Origin of the sequence: Cyanobacterium sp. Dongsha4 (genome assembly GCF_036345015.1) — a bacterium.
GTDB lineage: Bacteria > Cyanobacteriota > Cyanobacteriia > Cyanobacteriales > Cyanobacteriaceae > PCC-10605.
In genome coordinates, this window is sequence record NZ_CP084098.1 from 2,217,292 (window position 1) to 2,237,785 (window position 20,494).

Consider the following 20,494-nt stretch of genomic DNA (forward strand, 5'->3'; position numbering starts at 1 on the left):
AGTTAAGACAAACCTATAATGGTTTAATAAGATAAAAAATTATTATTAAAGAGGATTTAATTTATGGTAGCAACCACCGTTCAAAAAACCTCTCATCGTTTAACTACGCAAATTGATATTATTGCTAAGGATACTACCGCAATTCGTTCTTTAGATTGGGATCGCGATCGCTTCGATATAGAATTTGGTTTGCAAAACGGCACAACTTATAATTCCTATGTAATTGAGTCAGAAAAAAAGGCTTTAGTTGATACTTCCCATCTCAAATTTAAACAGTTATACTTTGAAGCATTAAATCAGGTTATTAATCCCCAAGATCTTGATTATCTCATTATTTCCCACACTGAACCTGATCATAGTGGCTTAGTTAAAGACTTGTTAGAAATTGCCCCTCATATTACGGTCGTGGCTTCTAAAGTTGCTATTCAATTTTTAGAGGGATTTGTTCACCTCGATTTTAAAAAACAAATTGTCAAAAATGGCGATCGCCTCGATTTAGGTAATGGTCATGTAATTGAATTTGTTAATGCTCCTAATTTGCACTGGCCTGACACCATTTTTAGCTACGATCATGGCACTGGTATTATGTTTACCTGTGATGCTTTTGGGATGCACTATTGTAGTGATTATCTCTATGATGAAAATTTACAAGACATTGAACCAGACTACCGCTTTTATTATGAGTGTTTAATGGCACCTAATGCCCGTTCGGTTTTATCCGCCATGAAAAGAATGGACGCATTGGGGGAAATTAGTCTTGTCGCTAATGGTCACGGACCTATTCTCAAGTATAATGTCAAAGAATTGCTCGATCGCTATCACCGTTGGAGTAGTGAACAAAGTAAAGGAGAAAAAACGGTTGCAGTATTTTATATTTCTGATTATGGATACAGCGATCGCATCTCTCAAGCCATTGCCAAAGGAATTACCAAAACTGGGATTACAGTAGAAATGTTCGATCTCAATGGTATAGAAATTCAAGAAATACCCGAAATAGTAAGTTCTAGTGCAGGAGTAGTCTTGGGAATGCCCCCCCTATCATCTCAAGCCTTAAACAACAAAGTTGGTACAATTTTAGCTACAGTTAACAGCAAACAATACTTTGGTTTATACGAGTCTTATGGTGGCGATGACGAACCTATTGATCCTTTAGGGACTAAATTAAGAGATTTAGGCTTAAATGAAGCCTTTGCCTCTATTCGGATTAAAGAGACTCCCCAAGAAACCACCTATCAAATATGCGAAGAATCTGGAGTTGACTTAGGACAGTTTTTAACCAAAAAAGCAACCATTAAACAAAGAAAAGCCCTTGATAGTGACCTAGATAAAGCGATTGGGCGTATAAGTGGCGGTTTATATATTATCACTGCCCAAAAAGGTGAAACTAACGGGGCTATGTTAGCTTCTTGGGTAACACAGGCTAGTTTTGAACCCCCCGGATTTACCGTTGCCGTTGCTAAAGATCGTGCGATCGAATCTTTGCTACAAGTAGATGACACATTTGTCTTAAATATCCTTGAAGAAGGAAACTATCAAAACTTAATGAAACACTTTTTAAAACGTTTCCCCCCCGGTGCTGATCGTTTTGCAGGGGTGAAAGTCCAAACAGCCAATAATGGTTCACCTATCCTTATTGATGCCTTAGCTTATTTAGAATGTCAAGTCGTTAGTAGAATGGATTGCGGAGATCATTGGATAGTTTATAGTAAAGTTACAGCAGGTAGAGTTTCAAAATCAGACGCTTTAACCGCCGTACATCATCGCAAAGTCGGTAACTACTACTAAAAATAGGAAAGAGGTGTCAGGGTGTTGGAAGATTGGGGTATTAGGGTATTAGGGGGAAACAAGTGATGAGTTCGGAGTTCGGAGTTCAGAGTTCAGAGAATTCGCTACGCTCGTACACTTCTTTTAGTCGTGAACGGAGTGTTCGGAGTTTTTAATTATTCACCCCAACACTATTTACCTTTGCCCCTTGCCCTTTTAACTTTGCCCTTCTAACAAAAAAAGAATTAAAAGCTAATCAAAAGTGAGAAAAATAGGCAGTTTAGGAGAGAAAATAATTGCCCAGTGGTTAACAGATAAGGGTTATTCTGTTATAGAATCAAATTGGCATTGTCGTTGGGGTGAAATTGACCTCATAGTAATAAATAAAAGTTTGAAAGAAATTATATTTGTTGAAGTTAAAACTCGCAGTAAAAACAATTGGGATGATAACGGGCTTTATTCTGTTAATCATAAAAAACAAGAAAAAATCTGTTTAACAGCTAGTTCATTTTTAGAGAAAAATCAAATATTTACTGATTGGAATTGTCGTTTTGATATTGCATTATTGACTTACAAAAAATTAACTAACTCTGAGGTAATATCTTCCATTAGTGATAATTGTCTAAAACCAAAGTTCAACTATGAAGGCTATCAATTTGAAATTTTTGATTATCTGGAAAATGCTTTTTAAGTCTATTTTAGAATATTTAGTATCAATGTACTTATGTGTGTTCTCCGCCTCTCATCCCGAACTTAAGTAACTCTATTGCATCATATATAAATTAGTTATTACACTATTAGACTTAATCTAAAAAACTTTTTCTTTACAAAAAAACTGATCGCCAGAAGTAATATATAAGCAAATAATGAACCAACAAGAAAAACAAGGGAAACTAATTGTTATTACAGGGCCTAGCGGTGTGGGAAAAGGAACAATAGTCAAGCAATTACTGGCTAAACATTCACAAATTTTTATCTCTACTTCGGCTACGACTCGCAAACCCCGTGAGGGAGAAATTCATGGTCAGGATTATTTTTTTCTTTCTCAAGATGATTTTAAACAGATGATTGATAACTCTCAATTGTTGGAATGGGCGGAGTATAGCGGTAACTATTATGGAACTCCGAAACAACCAGTTATTGAACAAATTGAACAAGGGAAAATCGTTATTTTAGAAATTGAGGTTTTAGGGGCAAGACAAGTTAAGGAAACTTTCCCAGATGCCCTTAGAATCTTCATTTTACCCCCTTCAGAAGGGGAATTGGAACGGAGATTAAGAGGTAGAGGAACAGACCCAGAATCGTCGATTATTAAGCGTTTAGAAAAAGCTAAATTTGAGTTATCTACCTGTAATGAATTTGACTATCAAGTTATTAATGATCAATTAGAAAATGCGATCGCATCTATTGAGCAAATTATAACAGGGGTGCAGGGTTAATATTACCTAAAACCTGTTACCTGAAACCTGCCTAAATCCAGATACTTTTGCTGAACAAATGAGATTAAATTATGTTTAATTATTTTAAGGGAATAGTTAATAGTATAAATGCTTATAATAATCGTTATTTTCTAATATTAGAAGTTAATAATACTGGCTATGAAATTCAAGTTCCTAGTCGCTTTATCAGACAATTAGAGTCAAATTCAGATCAGATTATCAGTGTTTTTACTCATTTTCAAGTAAGAGATGATCAATACATACTATATGGTTTTGAAAATTCTGCTCAAAGAGATTTATTTCGACAATTAATCAGTGTTTCTGGAGTTGGTTCTCAAACTGCGATCGCACTTATTGATACTTTAGGATTAGAAGACTTAGTTCAAGCCATTGTTACGGGAAACATTCGTTTATTATCAAAAACTCCCGGTATCGGACAAAAAACCGCCGAAAGAATAGCCTTAGAGTTAAAAACGAAACTTGCCCAATGGCGAGTTAATGCGGGGGTTAGAGTTGACAGTGGTAATTTTTTACCTAGTGAGGAAATTATGGCAGACTTGGAAATGACTTTATTGGCACTAGGATACACCAACAACGAAATTCAACAAGCGATTTCTGTTATCAGTCAAGATAATTTATTACAGAAAAATCCCCATGTAGAGGAATGGATTAGAAGCGCGATCGCATTTTTATCTCTGAATTGATAAATCTTGATTTTTATTTAAAATCTAACAGAGAAACTGGTTCTAAAAGAAAACGACTGGCATTAGAAGCGATAGCCTCCCTAACATTCATTTGTTTTAAGGTAACTAAATTATCAGCAACAAAAGCATCTCGCACTAATAACTTATTTCCTGAATTAAAATTAGTCTCGTAAAATACTTCTCTAATTCCTGCTGAAATAATTAATTTCAAACAAGCAATACAGGGTTCAAGAGTTACATAAATAGTTGCCCCTTGGGTAGCAATACCGTGTCTGGCCGCCTGTGCGATCGCATTTGCCTCCGCATGAACCGCCCGAGAAGGTAGAGTTTTACTTGCATCACAACTGCTCAACCCCTCATAACAATAACCCTGTGTAGTACAATGGGCAGAGCCTGATGGCGAACCATTATAACCCGTAGCTAACACTTGACGATCCTTAACAATTACCGCACCAACGGGAAAAGCGAGACAAGTTGATCTAGTCGATGCTAACTTAGCCATCAACATAAAGTATTCATCCCAAGTAGGGCGATGTATTTCTCTTTCTAATGTGGACATGATTTTGAGTTCGAGTTCAGAGTTAGTTAGGGGCGAATGGCCATTCGCCCGTACAGGGATTCGGGGTTGAGACAGAGGTGTCAGGTTTAGGGGAGTAATGAGTAACGAATAAGGAGTAATTATCAACTATTCACCTTTGCCCATTGCTTTCCCCCCTCTCGAGGGGGGAAAAAGGGGGGTTTGCCCTTTGCCCTTTGCCTATTGCCTTGTCTTAATTACTAATTACTAATTATTTTTCCTACCATAAAGATAAGTTAAATAACGAAAATGACCAGTAACATCAAGGTTTAAAGCCCCTTCAGGAAAACGCCAAGTCCAATTATTCTCTATAGTGCCGGGGGTGTTCATTTTTGCATCTGAACCTAAACCTAATAAGTCTTGTAGGGGGAATATTGCCCAGTTAGCAACAGAGGATAAGGCTAATTGAATCATACTCCAGTGAATACCGCGATCGCAAACTGCCCCTAAATAATCAATTACTTTTTGTTTATCTTCGTGAGAACGTTTTTCAAACCAACCGATAGTCGTATCATTATCGTGAGTACCAGTATAAACAACGCAATTATTCTGGTAATTATAAGGTAGAAAAGGATTATCTCGATCAGAGTCGAAGGCAAAATGTAAAACTTTCATACCGGGGAAACCATATTTATCCCTCAAAGCCTCTACTTCAGGAGTAATAACCCCTAAATCTTCCGCCACAATAGGTAAAGTACCTAATTCCTGCTTTAATACCGCAAAAAATTCATCTCCGGGGGCTTCCTTCCATTCTCCGCTCATAGCAGTAGTTTCTCCTTGAGGTACTGCCCAATAAGCCTCAAAACCCCTAAAATGGTCAATACGCATTACATCTACATATTCCAACATCCCTTTAATGCGTTTAATCCACCATGCAAACTTAGTTTCCTTGAGCTTTTGCCAATTATAAACAGGATTACCCCAAAGCTGACCAGTGGCACTAAAATAATCTGGTGGGACACCTGCCATCGAAGCCGCTTCCCCTGTTTCTTCATCCAAACAAAAAATACTTTGATTAGCCCACACATCGACGCTATCATGAGCAACGTAAATGGGAATATCTCCAAAAATACTGATTCCTCTTTCATTGGCATAGTCTTTTAAATTACACCATTGACGAAAGAAACTGAATTGTAAAAATTGATGGAAAAGTATTTCCTCCGCCAGTTTTTCTTGCCAAGTTTTAATGGCTTCTGGTTTTCTTTTGGCAATATCTTCATCCCACTGAAACCAAGGTTTATCTTGGTAGTAATCTTTTAAAGCCATGTAGAGAGAATAGTTTTCTAGCCAGTCTTTATGAGTTTGGCAAAAATCAACAAATTCTTTGGCATATTCGTCTTTTTCTCTTTCTTGGAAAGCGTTAAAGGCTTTGCGTAAAATAGGATACTTAGTTTGAATAACTAAATCATAATCAATATGAGTGGGAGAGTGAGAAGCGAAAGCATTGCTAAGATTATCTAAATCTTCTTGAGTTATTAAACCATCCCCAAATAAAATATCTACACTGATTAGAAGAGGATTCCCCGCTAAAGCAGAATAAGCTAAGTAAGGTGAATTTCCAGCCCCCGTAGGACCCAACGGTAAAATCTGCCATACCCCTTGATCACTTTCGTTCAAAAAATCTACAAAACGATAAGCACTATTTCCTAAGTCTCCAATACCGTAAGCATTGGGCAAAGAGGTGGGATGGAGCAAAACACCGCTCAATCTACGATTTAACATAAAAACTATATCCTAAAAATGTTGTCTATAAGCCTGTTTGCGTAACTTGCAGGGGCAATGAAAAATAAAAACAAAGAATATTCTGACTCTACAAAGGGGTTTTGTGTTGTCAACTGTCAAGGGTCAATTGATAGTAATAATTACTCGAACTAAAGTAATTTAGAGATCTCCACGCAAAGCATAAAGAATAAACACAATTACAGGACCGGCAATTAATATAAAACTAACAGAGGTCAATTGTAAAATGACTTCTAAGTTTAGATTACTAAAAAAATTGCTAATAAAATCCATAGTAACTCCTAGCTTTTTAATTGATAATTTTAAATTTTATTTCTTAGTCTCACCAGAATATATCATACTAGGAAAAGTTCTCCTATTCATCTGTCTGTTTAGGGAAAATTTATTAAGTTTTGTTACAGATTTTATCTTCTATGAATCAATGGCGTTGTATTGAAAACTGTGGTGCGTGTTGTAATTTAGATCCGAGCGATCGCCCCGATTTAGAGCAGTATTTAACTCAGGAGGAATTGACCTTATATTTGAGCATGGTGGGAGAAGATGGTTGGTGCATTAACTATGATCATGAGCTACGGAAGTGTAATATTTACGATGATAGACCTCGTTTTTGTCGTGTAAAACCTGATATTTTTGAGCAGATGTATGACATACCCTTAGAAGAATTTGAAGAATTTGCGATCGATTGTTGCCATCAACAAATTGAGGCTGTTTACGGTGAGGAAAGTGAAGAAATGGAGAGATATATTAGTCAAGTTAATTAGGTTTCAATATTCCATCGAACTGAAATTATATTTTTGTCCAACAACTTTTTAATTGTTATACCTTGTCATACTGAATGTAACACCATTATGCTTTATATTCTAATCTCAGGAAAGTTAAGGGGTGCGATGCCAAAGGCACAGCGTAATGGTAATTTGAGAAATTTTTGTGCAAAAATAGCCTAAAATACGGTCAGCGTAAGGGATTTAGGTAAACACGATAAAAATGGCTGAAACTCCTACTATCAAAGGAAAAGTTATCAATCGATGTAAAATCTTTAATTCATAAGGATTTGAGACTCATAGTTTGATATTTTTAGCTTAAGTACCGCTAATTCCCCAACAACCTAATACTTACCCTATATTCTTAAACCAAACTGAGGTTAGATAATAACATTCTCCTTCAGCCACTTGCTAAACATTTTTAATATTGAGGTAATGTTACAGCCCCTTTGAGAAAATTTAGCTCATTGGTGGTGCTAAGAATTTAACTGTTAAAGTGATGACTGCTAGGAGTAATCCACTGACAACGGTTATAAAAATACCTCTGTTAGTAAACTCAAGATTATCAAGTCTTTTGCTAAACCCTTCTTGATTACCCTTAATTGATGCTATTTCCACTCTCATATCATTTAATTTGTTATCTACTTGCTCAAAACGAGAGTCTATTTTTTCATTAACTTGCTCAAATTTGCGATCAACTTGCTCAAATTTAGAGTTAATTAAATCCTTTAACTCTTTTAAATCGTTATCTGTTACTGTACTCATGTTAAAATTGTTAATGGATAAAAGAACTCAGAGGATAGAAGTATTATTAGCCTTACTCCCGTCCTTGCTTCAATTTTACACCGACCGAATGAATTTATCTAACCTACTCATTCCTTTTTCAATGGTTGTCATATCCGTTGCGTAAGAAAGACGGATGCAATTATCATCACCAAAAGCAATACCGGGGATAGTAGCAACTTTTTCTTGTTGTAAGAGTTTTTCACAAAATTCGAGGGATTTTAAGCCAGTTGAGCTAATATCCACAAATAGATAAAATGCTCCGTAGGGTAAAGGGCAACTAATACCCTGAATAGATTGTATGGCAGAGTACATAAATTTTCTTCTTTCGGTGAAGGCTTCTAGCATTTCTTTCACACAGTCTTGGGAAGATTCTAAAGCTGCGATCGCGCCATATTGAGCAAAACTACAAACATTAGAGGTGGTGTGACTTTGAATTGTTGTCATGCCTTTGATGATGTCCACGCTACCTGCAATATAACCCACACGCCAACCAGTCATAGAATAGGCTTTGGCAAATCCATTACAAACAATAGTCCGTTTAAAAACTTCTTCGTTGACAGCACCGATACTCAGATGGGTTGCTCCTTCGTAAAGGATTTTTTCATAAATTTCATCTGATACTACTAATATATCTTGTTTGACAACAATTTCTGCAAGAGAGCGGATTTCTTCGGGGGTATAGACTGCTCCTGTGGGATTAGAAGGGGAATTGAGGATTAAGAGTTTAGTTTTAGGAGTAATAGCCGATTCTAACTGCTCAGGGGTGATTTTATAATTATTTTCTGCGGAGGTAATAACAAAAATAGATTTTCCTCCAGCTAACGTCACCATTTCAGGGTAACTTAACCAATAGGGTACGGGGATTATAACTTCATCTTCAGACTCAATTAAGGCGAATATAAGGTTAAATAAGGCGTGTTTTCCCCCATTAGTAACAATGACATTTTCCGCTTGATAGTTTAAATTATTATCCCTTTGCAATTTAGATGCGATCGCATTTTTGAGGGGTAATTCTCCCGCCGCCGCTCCATACCTAGTTTTACCCTCATCTAGCGCTTTTTTCGCCGCTTCTTTAATATGATTGGGGGTATCAAAATCTGGCTCTCCTGCACTGAAACTACATACGTCTAAGCCCTCAGCTTTCATTGCTTTAGCTTTTGCAGAGATGGTTAAGGTAATAGAGGGAGTTACTTGGGAGATGCGTTCTGCGAAGCAGTTCCCTTTGGGGTCGGCTAATTGTGTCATGGAATTTATTATAAGAAAAAAATTATCTATTAGTAAATAATAATTATTTAATCTTGATCAGTAAAAAACATTACCATAATTTGCTAAAAAAGTATTAGCCATGTTCAGAAAGAGCTGTCAGGTTTCGGGTTTGACGGTTGCAGGTGGTAGGGGGAAACAAGTTAGGAGTTAGGAGTTAGGAGTTATTAATTATCAACTATTTACCTTTGCCCCTTGCCCTTTTCCCTTTCCTTTTTGCCTTTTTTGTCTTACCCCTTGCCCTTTGCTCTTTCGCTGTTAGAATCTTAACAATTAATCAAAATCAATCTCTAATTAATTCATGTTAAATGTTAATGAAGTAGAACAAATTATTTCTAATTTAATTAAACCCATTAAAGATATAGAATTAGTTTCTCTCTCTTCAGTTGATAATCGTGTTTTAGCGCAAGATATTACCTCTGATTTAGATTTTCCTTATTGGGATAACTCGGCAATGGATGGTTATGCTGTTAAATATAGTGATGTTGCCCTTGCATCTGAAAAAAATCCCGTAATCTTAAAAGTAGTAGAAGAAATTAAAACAGGATATAGCCCCAAAAAAAAATTAAAAATGGGAGAGGCGGCTCGAATTTTTACAGGGGGGATGTTACCTAAAGGGGCTGATACTATCGTTATTCAAGAAAATACCCTCCGTCAAGGGGATAATGTCTCAATTACTCATCCCCCTCTCAAAGGAGAATTTGTAAGGCATAAAGGTTCATTTTATCAGGCAGGAAAGTGTTTAATTTCCGCAGGAAGTCGCATTAATGCTCCTGAAGTGGCTATTTTAGCTACGGCACAATGTTTAGATATACCTGTAGTGCGATCGCCTCGTATTGCCATTATTTCCACAGGAGATGAATTAATTAGTCCTCAAGATACCCTACAAACAGGGAAAATTATCGACTCTAATCAATACTTGATTGCCAGTTTCTTGAAACAAAATGGGGCTATTCCTTTACCATGGGGCATTATTCCTGATGAATTAGATGCCCTTGAAATAGCTGTAACAAGAGCTTTAGCTGAAGCTGACTGGATTATTTCCACTGGGGGAGTGTCTGTAGGAGAATATGACTATGTGGATAAAGTGATTAAAAAATTAGGGGGAGAAATCAAGGTTAAAAATGTCAGAATGAAACCGGGTAAACCTTTAACTATAGCTACATTTGGAGAGAATAAATTATATTTTGGTATTCCGGGAAATCCTGTTTCCACTATGGTTACTTGTTGGCGTTTTCTTAAAGATGCGATCGCAAAATTATCAGGGGAAATAAATCCTTCTTCTTTACCCATTGTTAAAGGTATAACTTGTAATCATTTGCGTTCTCAAGGAACAAGAGAAACCTATTTATGGGGCTATACTAATCTTGTGGATGGTTACTATCAATTTAGTATGGCAGAAGGTTCTCATAATTCTGGTAATTTAATTAATCTGCAAGGAGTAAATAGTTTAGCAATTATTCCAGTGGGAGTTAATTTAATTGAAATGGGGGATGATGTTTCTATCTTTCTTATAAATTAATTGAGACTCGTTTATGCAATTCTCAGATTATGGTAAGCAATGGTAATTAACAATCAGTGATTCGTAATGATGCACTTTAATTTAAGTTAAAAATTAGTTTCTCCCTAAATACCCCAATACCCTAATCTCCTAATTCCCTAACGAATAAATCTTAGTTGTGGCTATTTCTGATTTTTCCATTAGAATTATCGCATATATAAATAAAACTTGTCGGATTTTTGTACAATGAAAAGAAAATCATTGCGATTAATTGACAGTTCTCCTTTTCTCTCAGGAGTATTAGGAATTACTGCTACAGTTATAACCTCATTTTCTCTGCTCTATCCAACAGTGGCTCAAAATGTTGCAACAGAAATTAATATTGTTGCAGGAGATGAGTCAGGAGAATATTATGGGGCGGCTAAAGATATTGAAAAATTAGCCCGAGAAAATAATCTTGATATAGACATTATTGCGACAAAAGGGGCTTTACAAAATATTGATGATGTTTTCCGCTATGACAGTGTTAGTTTGGGATTAACTCAGAGTGATATTCTTGCTTTTTACAACACCTTTGCTAATGACAATGAGGAAATACGTCGCAAAGCTGAAAGTTTAAGAATAGTTTTACCTCTTTATCAAGAAGAAGTCCATCTTATTACACGGAAAGATATTAAGTCAGTGCAAGATTTAGAGGGCAAGATAATTTCTATTGGTGATGAAAATAGTGGAACAAGTGCAACCGCTACAACTTTACTTTTTCAATGGGGAGTTAATCCTCAAGAGTTGTTGACTTATGATGTAAAGCGTAGTATTGATGCTCTACGAGATGGAGAAATTGATGCGATGTTTTATGTGGTGGGAGCTCCTGCAAAGGTTTTAACAGAACAAATTTTGAAGGAAGATAATTTTCAGATTCTGCCCATCAGTTTAGCTATAAATGAAGATGATGATTTTTTCTCCCGTTTATATTCTCCTGCTACTCTCCGAGGCAATACTTATGAGTGGCAATCGGAGGAAGTTCAAACTCTTGCGGTTCAATCATTATTGTTTACAGTAGAAAATGATAGTTGTGAACAAGTGTCTCCTGTGGCTTCTTTGATTAAAAATAATTTATCTTGGTTACAGGCAAATGGTAATCCGATTTGGAAAAAAGTGGATTTAAAACTATTCCACGATGAAACCCCAGAAAGAATGTCTCAGTGTGTTAGTCAATAAGGAGGAGAAATTAAAAATGAAGCATTGGTATAAGTTAGCTTTAATTAGCGTCATTAGCTGTGGATTTTTTGCTCAAGCAACTCCTGCATCTGCAGAAAGTCGTCTTACCTGTGAGTCTTACAAAGGGCGTTATAAATTTTGTGATGCTGACACTAGAGGGGGTGTCAAATTAATTCGTCAATTGAGTCAAACAGAGTGTCGTCAAGGAAGTACATGGGGCTACGATCGCAATGGTATTTGGGTTGATCGTGGTTGTAGTGCTGAATTTGCTGTCAGAGGAAGAGGAGATAATTACAACAACAATAATAATAGTAGTGGAAATAATACGGCGGCAATTATCGGTGGTGTTTTAGCGGTAGGTGCGATCGCAGCCGCTATTGCCAGTGGTTCAGATAATAACAGTGGTGGTAATTACAATAACTATGATGATCGAACAATTACTTGCAATTCTGACCGAGGAAATTATACCCGTTGTGGTGCAGATATTCGCAGAGGCGATCGTGTTGTGATGAGACGACAACTTAGTAATTCTGGATGTTGGGAAGGTAGTACGTGGGGCTACGATCGAGATGGTATTTGGGTTGATCAAGGATGTCGTGGGGTTTTTGAAATTAGAAGACGATAGTTTCGATGAGTGATAGATAAGATAGAGGTTTTAGGTATCAGGTGTTTTCCGTTAGGCAAGGAGAGTCTATTCTCTTGTTGCCCTCTTGTTTTATCAACTATTCATTTGTACTCTTTGCTTTTTAGCTATTATTACGATTGCTTATTGCCCACCTAAAAGAGAAATCATATCTAAAGTCAGCAACGACTGATAATATATTCATGTCTGAAAAATTACCCTCTTTATCCAAAAACATCCAACTCAGATTAGCTTATGACTTAGATTATTTGTTTTTAATAATAGGTTTCTTATTCTTTTTTATCTCACACCCATGACTCAAATTTATAGTGCTTTTACTTTATTTACCAGTTTATTAGTTGAGGCGATGCCCTTTTTATTAATGGGGGTGTTATTATCTAGTAGTTTAATTCTTTTTTTTGATGAAGGTAATTTAATTAAAAGAATCCCCAATCATCCTTTTTTAGGTTCAATAATTGGCAGTTTATTCGGTTTTTTCTTTCCTGTATGCGAATGTGGAAATATTCCCGTTGCCCGTCGTTTACTATTGCAGGGCTTACCTACTTCTGTAGCAATTTCCTTCCTTCTTGCCGCCCCTACCATTAATCCTATCGTTTTATGGTCAACTTATGTCGCTTTTAGAGGACAACCTGAAGTTTTTTGGTTAAGGATCATCTTTTCTTTGACTATCGCCATTGCAGTGGGTTGTATTTTTAGTTTACAAAAAGATCCTCGACCCCTGTTAAAACCTTTACTAGCAAAGCGTTTGACTGCTATTTTTGAGCAAATGGAAGCAAAAAAATCCCTTCAGACATCTTCCTCTCAACCAGAATACAGTCTTTTACAATCTGGTAGCTTTCTTCTTTCTCCTCAAGGGCAGACAGTCAAAATGGATCAAACTTTGTTAAAGTCTCCGGTTAATCCTAAAAATCAAGTTAGTAAGTCTTACAAGTGGAATTTATTTATTAGCAATGTTACGAACGAACTTAGAGAATTGGGTGGTGTGTTAATATTAGGAAGTGCGATCGCAGCTTCGATACAAGTTTTTGTCCCCAGAGAGATTATTTTAAATTTAGGACAAGATACCATCACTTCTATTATCTCAATGATGATTTTAGCCGCAGTTGTCTCTATTTGTTCGACGGTTGACTCATTTTTTGTTTTATCTTTTGCCTCCACTTTTACCACCGCTTCTTTAGTTGCATTTCTGGTTTTTGGACCTATGATTGATATAAAAGCGATCGGCTTAATGTTATCTATTTTTAAACCAAGAATGATTATTTATTTAATGGTAATCGTTGCTCAGTTAACTTTTATATTAACCCTTTCCTATAACTATTTATTCTAATTTTTATTATCAAAACCATGATTAACAACCTAATAAATAATAAAAAACAATGGTTTAATATTATAGATATAATAGCTATTTTTTCTTGGTCAATATTATTGTTCAAATATTGGGTAACAGGACAGCTTTATTTATTAATTCATCCTAATTATTTCTTATTAGTACTTATTAGCAGTATTGTTTTATTATTACTAGCTATAGCGAAGATATATCAAGTTTTTATTTATCATCAAAAAAATCCTAATTTTGAACAATTAGCAAATAGTCAACATAGCAACTTACTACCTAAAGGATGGGGAAGTAGCCTATTGATAGCTGTTGCGGTTTTAGGTTTAATTATCAATCCAATGGTTTTAAATAGCCAAACTGCAATGCAAAGAGGCGTAACAGACACCTTACCTCCCACAACCCTACAAACTCAATCTTTTCTCAATCAAATTCCCCCTGAAAAACGCTCTTTGATAGAATGGGTTAGAACCTTGAATGTATATCCTGAGCCAGATAATTATATAGGGCAACCTGCCAACATAACAGGATTCGTGGTACATTTAGATCATCTTCCTGAAAACTATATCTATCTTTCTCGCTTTGTTTTGACTTGTTGTGCAGTGGATGCCTACCCCGTGGGGATTTTGGTAGAATTACCTGATTCTCGCAACGAATTTCCTCCCGATAGTTGGTTAGAAGTTCAAGGTTTGATGAATACAGTTACCCTACCAGCTTTAGAAGTCAGCGAAAATAAATTAATCAGGGAAAAAAGACAATTAGTGTTACAGGCACAGATGGTGAAAACGATTCCGACTCCCTCTAATCCTTATGCTTATTAGTGTGTTGATAACCTGAGTGCAATATAACATTGTCGGCTAAGTTTGGCAATAGGAAAAACCCCTCTGTATCTTGCATTTTAAGGGAAGAAAGGCAATAGGCAATAGTATTTATAATTTACATAAACTACGCTTACATTGATTTTAAATACATTTTTTTTTAATTTAATGGGCTTTGTTGAATTAAGCTATTATTTCCAGTTTAGAATCGAGATTTTTAGGATAGAATTGTCGAAAACAATACTAGAAAACCATGAAAATAGATTTAATAGGTCATGCTTCCCTCTTTGTCGAAACGGAAGATTGTCGGGTATTAATGGATCCTGTTTTTTTTGATCCTTTTTGTGAAGGTTTGAACGAATCTTGTCCAAAACGAGTGGTTTTCCCTGAAAAAATACCCGGTTTTGATTTTTTGGTCATTTCTCACCAACATTTAGATCATTTTGACATTCGCACCCTCGCTTCTTTACCGAAAAATGTCGATGTTTTAATTCCTCAAGATAAATTGATTGCTGAAAGTCTTGTTCAATTAGGATATAAGTCTATTTATCCTCTCAGGGAATTTGATAAAGTCAGGATTGGTTCAACTGTATTGATGACTACTCGTTCTGAGGTTCGAGTGCCTGAATTTGGCATGGTATTTGCTGATTCTTCTGGGGTTTTTTGGAATACTGTTGATACTTATTTTGCTCCTCCTACTATCCAAAGAGTCAAGAAGGATTATCCCCACATTGATTTTTTATTGAGTGTTTGGCACATTAGTATGGAAGGGAAATATCAATATAATCAAAGTCTCTCTTTTCCCTTTGGTTTATACGGAGAATTATTCCATTTAATTAGTTTAATTGAACCAAATGCGATCGCACCGGGGGCAAATGGATTTAAGTATATTAATCAATCATCATGGCAAAACCGCATTGTATTTCCCGTTACCAGAGAAAGATTTTGTCGAGATTTAGAAACTGCTTTTCCTGAATTGAAAGAAAATATTTACACCCTTGATCCCGGTGACGTTTTTACTATTGATCAAGGAAAATATAGCTATAATCGTGGTCAGAGTGAATATGCACAAATGATTTTAGATGATCGGGAATGCTTAGAATTTTCCCCTGTTAATGTGGAAAAAAACTTACTTGACGGCAACCCCGAAAATTATGATTTATCGAAAATGAAATCTCACATAGCCGAAGAAATTGAGATCAATTTGCTGAATTTTATTACAGAATATCAGGATTTAATCTTTAAAGAACATTGTCGATGGTCTGTTATTTATCAATTAGAGGTTATTTTTCCCGATGGTTCACAAAAATGGTTTATAGACTTTTCCCAAGATAAAATTAAAGTTGAACAAGGAAGAAATGCGATCGCAAATTTGTTTAGTTACATCACCGCCTCTAGTTTATTTAGCCTAATAGAGAAAAAGCGAGATTGGGATTACCTTCTGTGTAGTGGAGAATATAGAACCTTTCAAAAAGTTTATGCAATCAATAAATTGGGAATCATTCCCGCCGATGCCTCCCTATTAAAAGACCCCCTTGAATTAAGACTATCTTCTCAGTATGTACAAGGTAACAACATAAAACTAGAAATTGCGAAATGGGGTAATATATCTCAAGACAATCTTGATACAGAAGAAAATATTAATCCAATGTTAAGAATAGGGAATCTTTTGATCAAAAAAAGAAACAAATAAAGCCATCTAACATCCCTTCGACACACAAAAAACTATTATCAAACTTAAAAACTTTTTTCAGAAATATTATTTCATTAAGATTATTTAAGTCTTATCAGTTTTATATTTTATGAAAAATTAGTAAATAAAAGCTATTTTCACCAAATACTATCATTTTCACCTTAAAAAATGTTCTTGTTTTTTTTATCTTTCTTTTACTTCAAAAAATATTAAAAAGCTCAAATAATCAACCAACAAAAATAATAATTTTCCATTTCTCATTTCTCCTAGCCGATATTGGTACTTATTTTTAAACTTATATTCACAAAACCTAGCTATAATAATTGATATTATTTAAGAGCGAAACATAATTGTTTTTGACTCTTTTTGATTAAAAACTAATTAACTACTTATTAAAAGATTTTAAAGTTAAATATAAAATTGTCAAATCAGCACTAAAATCAAAAGACAAACTTTTGAGATTTTTTGTCACACAAAACCCATGGATGTAGAACAAATAATTCAGTTAGTAGATGACCAAGTTTATATTAAAAGTGGACACTATCTAAGTGATCTACAAAAGCAGTTATTGTTAATATCCTTATCTGAACCTCGTAAGCGCTATGAAGAAATAGCCCAATCTTGCGGTTATTCCGTTAGTTATCTCAAAAGAGACGCAGGACCAAAACTCTGGCAATTGTTATCAGACATTTGCGAAGAAAAGGTTAAAAAAACCAACTTTCGCACCATCTTAGAAAAAAAAATTAAAATCCTAGAACAAAAAAAACTCGATCATAATCTCAACTTATCTTTTTCTCCTCAATCTCCAGAAGTGATTGGTAATAATGTCGATAATGTCAAGGAAAATATTAACTATTGTTACAATACTCAAAAAGATTGGGGTACTGCCCCAGATGTAAGTTATTTTGTTGGCAGAGAATCCGAATTAACTCAACTACAAACATGGATTGTTCAAGATAAATGCCGTTGTGTGGGTGTTGTGGGCATGGGAGGCATGGGAAAAACTTATCTGAGTGTTAAGTTAGGGGAAAATATAGAGCATGACTTTGAATATGTTATTTGGAGGTCTTTAAGTAATGCAACTTTGCTTAGTGATTTGCTTTCTGATATTTTGCAATTTTTCACTCAACAAGAAAAAGATTTAGTTATTAATATTGATGAACAAATTTCCCGTTTAATCAATTTTTGTTCTCAACATCGCTGTTTAATTATTCTTGATAATTTAGAAACAATCCTCGCCACTGGAGTTAATTCTGGCTATTTTCAAGCAGATTTTCAAGACTATATTAAATTATTTCAAAAATTAGGAGAATGTCGCCATAAAAGTTGTTTATTAATCACCAGTCGAGAAAAAATTAAGGAAATGGTTTTGATGTGCGGTGATACTTTACCTGTTCGTTGTTTTAACTTAGGAGGTTTAAATACTCAAGCAGGTTTAGAAATTCTTAAAATTAAAGGTTGTTATTGGTCTAATTATGCTCAAGCAAATCAACTAATTGAAAACTATAATGGTAATCCTCTCACATTGAAAATTTTAGGAGCAACAATTAAAGAATTATTTGATGGTTCTTTATCTGAGTTTATTAAAAATAAAATTTTTATTTTCGATGAAATAATTTGTCTTTTAGAAGAACATTTCCAACGGTTGTCGGACTTAGGAAAAAAAATTCTCTATTGGTTAGCCATTAATATTGACGAAGTTACTACCAATGATTTGGAAAGGGATATTTACCCCAAAATCTCTCGTTTACATCTAATTACAGCAATTAAATCATTGATGGGGCGTTCTTTAATTGAATGTCATGATAATCGATTTTCTTTGCAACCAGTGGTAAAAGAATATTTAATTAATAAGTTAATTCAGGAAATTATCAACGAAATAATCACAGAAGAATTAGATTTATTTAATCATTATGCTCTCTTAAAAACAGATATAAAAGAACATACTAGAAAATCTCAGGTAAATTTTATTGTTAGACCTTTATTAGATAAATTAATTATTATTTTTAAGAATCAGTATTATTTAGAAAGTAAATTAAACAAAATTGTACGAAAATTGCAAGAAGAAAATCTCACAGGCTCAGGCTATGCCGTGGGTAATATTCTTAATTTATTGTGTGAATTAAATACAGATTTAAGCGGATGGGATTTTTCTAAATTAACTATCAGACAGGCTTATCTACAAGAATGCAAACTTCATAATGTTAATTTTGCCCATTGTGAGTTTCAACAGTCGGTTTTTCCTCAAAGGTTGAGTAATATTCTTTCGATGGTTTACAGTCCTAATGATCAATTTTTGGTGACAGGGGATGTGAATGGGGAAATTTGTGTTTGGTCTTTACAGGAAAATCGTCTTATTTCCATTTTTAAGGGTCATGCGGGGTGGGTTCATGGGGTGGCTTTTAGCCCTGATGGTAAGTATTTAGCCAGTGGTAGTAGTGATCAAACCATTAAAATTTGGGAGGTTAGTACGGGAAAATGTTTAAATACTTTGTTTGGTCATAACCAAAGAGTCAGGTGTGTTATTTTTACTCCAGATGGTGAAAAATTGATTAGTGGTGGCAGTGATTGTTCTATTAAAATTTGGGATTTTGACAGTGGTATTTGTTTACAAACTTTAAATGGTCATAATAGTTATGTTTGGTCGGTGGTGATTAGTCCAGATGGTAAATATTTGGCTAGTGGTAGTGAAGATAAATTAATTAAAATTTGGCGATTAGATACGGGGGAATGTCTGCGGACTTTGAAAGGGCATACTCTTTGGATTCGCACTCTTGCTTTTAGTGGTGATGGAAAAATTTTAGCTAGTGGAGGAGGCGATCGCATCATTAAAATATGGGATTGGCAAACAGGAAAATGTTTAAAGGAACTGCATGGACACACACAAAGAATACGCTCATTAGCATTTCATCCAGAAGATAACATTCTAGCCAGTGGAGCAGGAGATCATACAATTCGTTTATGGGATTGGCAACAGGGTACTTGTCGTAAAACACTTCATGGACACAATAGCAGACTAGGTGCGATCGCATTTCGGGGAGACGGACAAATTCTAGCTAGTGGAGGAGAAGATAATGCTATTAAACTTTGGGAAACCAGCACAGGTCAATGTATCAAAACATGGCAAGGTTATGCTAGTTGGATTCAGGCAGTGACTTTTAGTCCCGACGGCAACACTTTAGCTTGTGGCAATGAAGATAAATTAATTAAATTATGGGATGTAAGTAATTTAAATACAAAAAATAATAATACACAAACATTTACCTCTCTACATGGACATAAAGGTTGGGTTTGTTCAGTGGCATTTAGTCCCGACGGTAAGATTTTAGCCAGTGCCAGTAGTGATTATAGTTTAAAAATATGGGATATGATTACAGGAAAATGCCTCAAAACATTAGTAGGACATAATCGTTGGATTCGTTCAGTAGCATTTAGCCCCGACGGCAAAAAAATAGCTAGTGCCAGTGGAGACTATAGTTTAAAAATATGGGATATAGTGACAGGAAAATGTCTCAAAACCCTACGAGGTCATCAAAGTTGGCTTTGGTCAGTAGCATTTAGTCCTGACGGCAAAATTCTTGCTAGTGGCAGTGAAGATAGAACCGTGAAAATATGGGATACTGATACGGGTAGATGTCTACATACTTTAGAAGGTCATCAAAGTTGGGTGCAGTCTGTTGTATTTAGTCCTGATGGTGAATATATAGCCAGTGGCAGTTGTGATTATACTATTCGACTTTGGAAAGCAAAAACGGGAGAATGTGTCAAAACTTTGATCGGTCATTACAGTTGGGTTCAATCAGTAGCATTTAGTCCTGATGGAGAATATTTAGCTAGTGGTAGTTGCGATCATACTATTCGACTTTGGAGTGCCAAAACAGGAGATTTTTTAAGAATTCTTCGAGGTCATAATAGTTGGGTTTGGTCTGTTTCTTTTCATCCCAATAGTAAATATTTGGCTAGTGGCAGTCAAGATGAAACCGTCAAAATTTGGAATGTGGAAACGGGTAAATGTATTATGGCATTAAGAGGAAAACGTCCTTTCGAGGATTCTTGTTTTATAGGCATCAAAGGATTGACTATTCCAGAAATGATTACCTTAGAAAATTTAGGGGCACAAGTAACTCTTTAAGTACCTCAGTTCGGTTTAAGAATATCGGATAAGGTTAAGAGTTCGGAGTTCGGAGTTCGGGGTTTTTAATTCTTAATTCTTAACTATTTACCTTTGCCCTTTTCTCATCACTCATAGATGAA

The 20,494-nt window shown here is 35.3% G+C and carries 17 protein-coding genes; 12 read left to right on the forward strand and 5 right to left on the reverse strand.

The window, feature by feature from the left end:
* Positions 1 to 63: 63 nt before the first annotated feature.
* The 4 genes from Dongsha4_RS09645 (at position 64) to ruvA (ending at position 3,907) form a co-directional block, all read left to right on the forward strand.
* Positions 64 to 1,785 (forward strand): diflavin flavoprotein, encoded by a 1,722-nt coding sequence (locus Dongsha4_RS09645; RefSeq protein ID WP_330202194.1) that lies wholly within the window; start codon positions 64 to 66, stop codon positions 1,783 to 1,785.
* A gap of 241 nt (positions 1,786 to 2,026) precedes the next feature.
* Positions 2,027 to 2,455, forward strand: a complete 429-nt coding sequence (locus Dongsha4_RS09650; RefSeq protein ID WP_330202195.1) for a YraN family protein — start codon at positions 2,027 to 2,029, stop codon at positions 2,453 to 2,455.
* Positions 2,456 to 2,630: 175 nt separating this feature from the next.
* Positions 2,631 to 3,203, forward strand: coding sequence for a guanylate kinase (gene gmk / locus Dongsha4_RS09655; RefSeq protein ID WP_330202196.1), 573 nt, complete (start codon positions 2,631 to 2,633; stop codon positions 3,201 to 3,203).
* Between the two features lie 71 nt (positions 3,204 to 3,274).
* Positions 3,275 to 3,907, forward strand: a complete 633-nt coding sequence (ruvA, locus tag Dongsha4_RS09660) for a Holliday junction branch migration protein RuvA (protein WP_330202197.1) — start codon at positions 3,275 to 3,277, stop codon at positions 3,905 to 3,907.
* A 13-nt stretch (positions 3,908 to 3,920) separates the two neighbouring features.
* Here ruvA and Dongsha4_RS09665 read toward each other — a convergent pair whose 3' ends face one another.
* The 3 genes from Dongsha4_RS09665 to psb30 form a co-directional block, all read right to left on the reverse strand.
* A complete protein-coding gene (locus Dongsha4_RS09665) occupies positions 3,921 to 4,466 on the reverse strand; it encodes a dCMP deaminase family protein (protein WP_330202198.1) in 546 nt (181 codons plus the stop codon).
* Between the two features lie 225 nt (positions 4,467 to 4,691).
* A complete protein-coding gene (malQ, locus tag Dongsha4_RS09670; RefSeq protein ID WP_330202199.1) occupies positions 4,692 to 6,206 on the reverse strand; it encodes a 4-alpha-glucanotransferase in 1,515 nt (504 codons plus the stop codon).
* Positions 6,207 to 6,365: 159 nt separating this feature from the next.
* Entirely contained in the window at positions 6,366 to 6,497 is a 132-nt protein-coding gene (gene psb30, locus Dongsha4_RS09675) for a photosystem II reaction center protein Ycf12/Psb30 (protein WP_015220078.1), read from the reverse strand.
* A gap of 140 nt (positions 6,498 to 6,637) precedes the next feature.
* Here psb30 and Dongsha4_RS09680 point away from each other — a divergent pair, with 140 nt between their 5' ends.
* On the forward strand, positions 6,638 to 6,985 hold the full coding sequence (locus Dongsha4_RS09680; protein WP_330202200.1) for a YkgJ family cysteine cluster protein: 348 nt from the start codon (positions 6,638 to 6,640) through the stop codon (positions 6,983 to 6,985).
* A gap of 459 nt (positions 6,986 to 7,444) precedes the next feature.
* On the opposite strand, the gene Dongsha4_RS09685 is transcribed toward Dongsha4_RS09680, so the two are convergent.
* Both Dongsha4_RS09685 and Dongsha4_RS09690 read right to left on the reverse strand, forming a co-directional pair.
* Complete coding sequence (locus Dongsha4_RS09685; protein WP_330202201.1) at positions 7,445 to 7,750, reverse strand: hypothetical protein; 306 nt, start codon at positions 7,748 to 7,750, stop codon at positions 7,445 to 7,447.
* 75 nt (positions 7,751 to 7,825) lie between these two features.
* Positions 7,826 to 9,016, reverse strand: coding sequence for a pyridoxal phosphate-dependent aminotransferase (locus tag Dongsha4_RS09690; protein ID WP_330202202.1), 1,191 nt, complete (start codon positions 9,014 to 9,016; stop codon positions 7,826 to 7,828).
* A gap of 319 nt (positions 9,017 to 9,335) precedes the next feature.
* On the opposite strand from Dongsha4_RS09690, the gene Dongsha4_RS09695 reads away from it, so the two are divergent.
* The 7 genes from Dongsha4_RS09695 to Dongsha4_RS09725 all read left to right on the forward strand — a co-directional run bounded on the left by Dongsha4_RS09695 (position 9,336) and on the right by Dongsha4_RS09725 (position 20,372).
* On the forward strand, positions 9,336 to 10,556 hold the full coding sequence (locus Dongsha4_RS09695; protein WP_330202203.1) for a molybdopterin-binding protein: 1,221 nt from the start codon (positions 9,336 to 9,338) through the stop codon (positions 10,554 to 10,556).
* A gap of 225 nt (positions 10,557 to 10,781) precedes the next feature.
* Positions 10,782 to 11,753: a TAXI family TRAP transporter solute-binding subunit gene (locus Dongsha4_RS09700; RefSeq protein WP_330202204.1), complete on the forward strand. Its 972-nt coding sequence runs from the start codon at positions 10,782 to 10,784 to the stop codon at positions 11,751 to 11,753.
* Between the two features lie 16 nt (positions 11,754 to 11,769).
* Positions 11,770 to 12,378 carry a DUF3011 domain-containing protein gene (locus Dongsha4_RS09705; RefSeq protein ID WP_330202205.1) on the forward strand — a complete coding sequence of 203 codons (609 nt, stop codon included), beginning with the start codon at positions 11,770 to 11,772 and terminating at the stop codon, positions 12,376 to 12,378.
* Between the two features lie 310 nt (positions 12,379 to 12,688).
* A complete protein-coding gene (locus tag Dongsha4_RS09710) occupies positions 12,689 to 13,723 on the forward strand; it encodes a permease (protein WP_330202206.1) in 1,035 nt (344 codons plus the stop codon).
* Between the two features lie 17 nt (positions 13,724 to 13,740).
* Positions 13,741 to 14,550: a TIGR03943 family putative permease subunit gene (locus tag Dongsha4_RS09715; protein ID WP_330202207.1), complete on the forward strand. Its 810-nt coding sequence runs from the start codon at positions 13,741 to 13,743 to the stop codon at positions 14,548 to 14,550.
* Positions 14,551 to 14,800: 250 nt separating this feature from the next.
* The gene (locus Dongsha4_RS09720; RefSeq protein WP_330202208.1) at positions 14,801 to 16,240 is read left to right on the forward strand and encodes an MBL fold metallo-hydrolase; all 1,440 of its coding nucleotides are present in this window, start codon (positions 14,801 to 14,803) and stop codon (positions 16,238 to 16,240) included.
* Between the two features lie 481 nt (positions 16,241 to 16,721).
* Positions 16,722 to 20,372, forward strand: a complete 3,651-nt coding sequence (locus Dongsha4_RS09725) for an NB-ARC domain-containing protein (RefSeq protein WP_330202209.1) — start codon at positions 16,722 to 16,724, stop codon at positions 20,370 to 20,372.
* Positions 20,373 to 20,494: the final 122 nt, after the last annotated feature.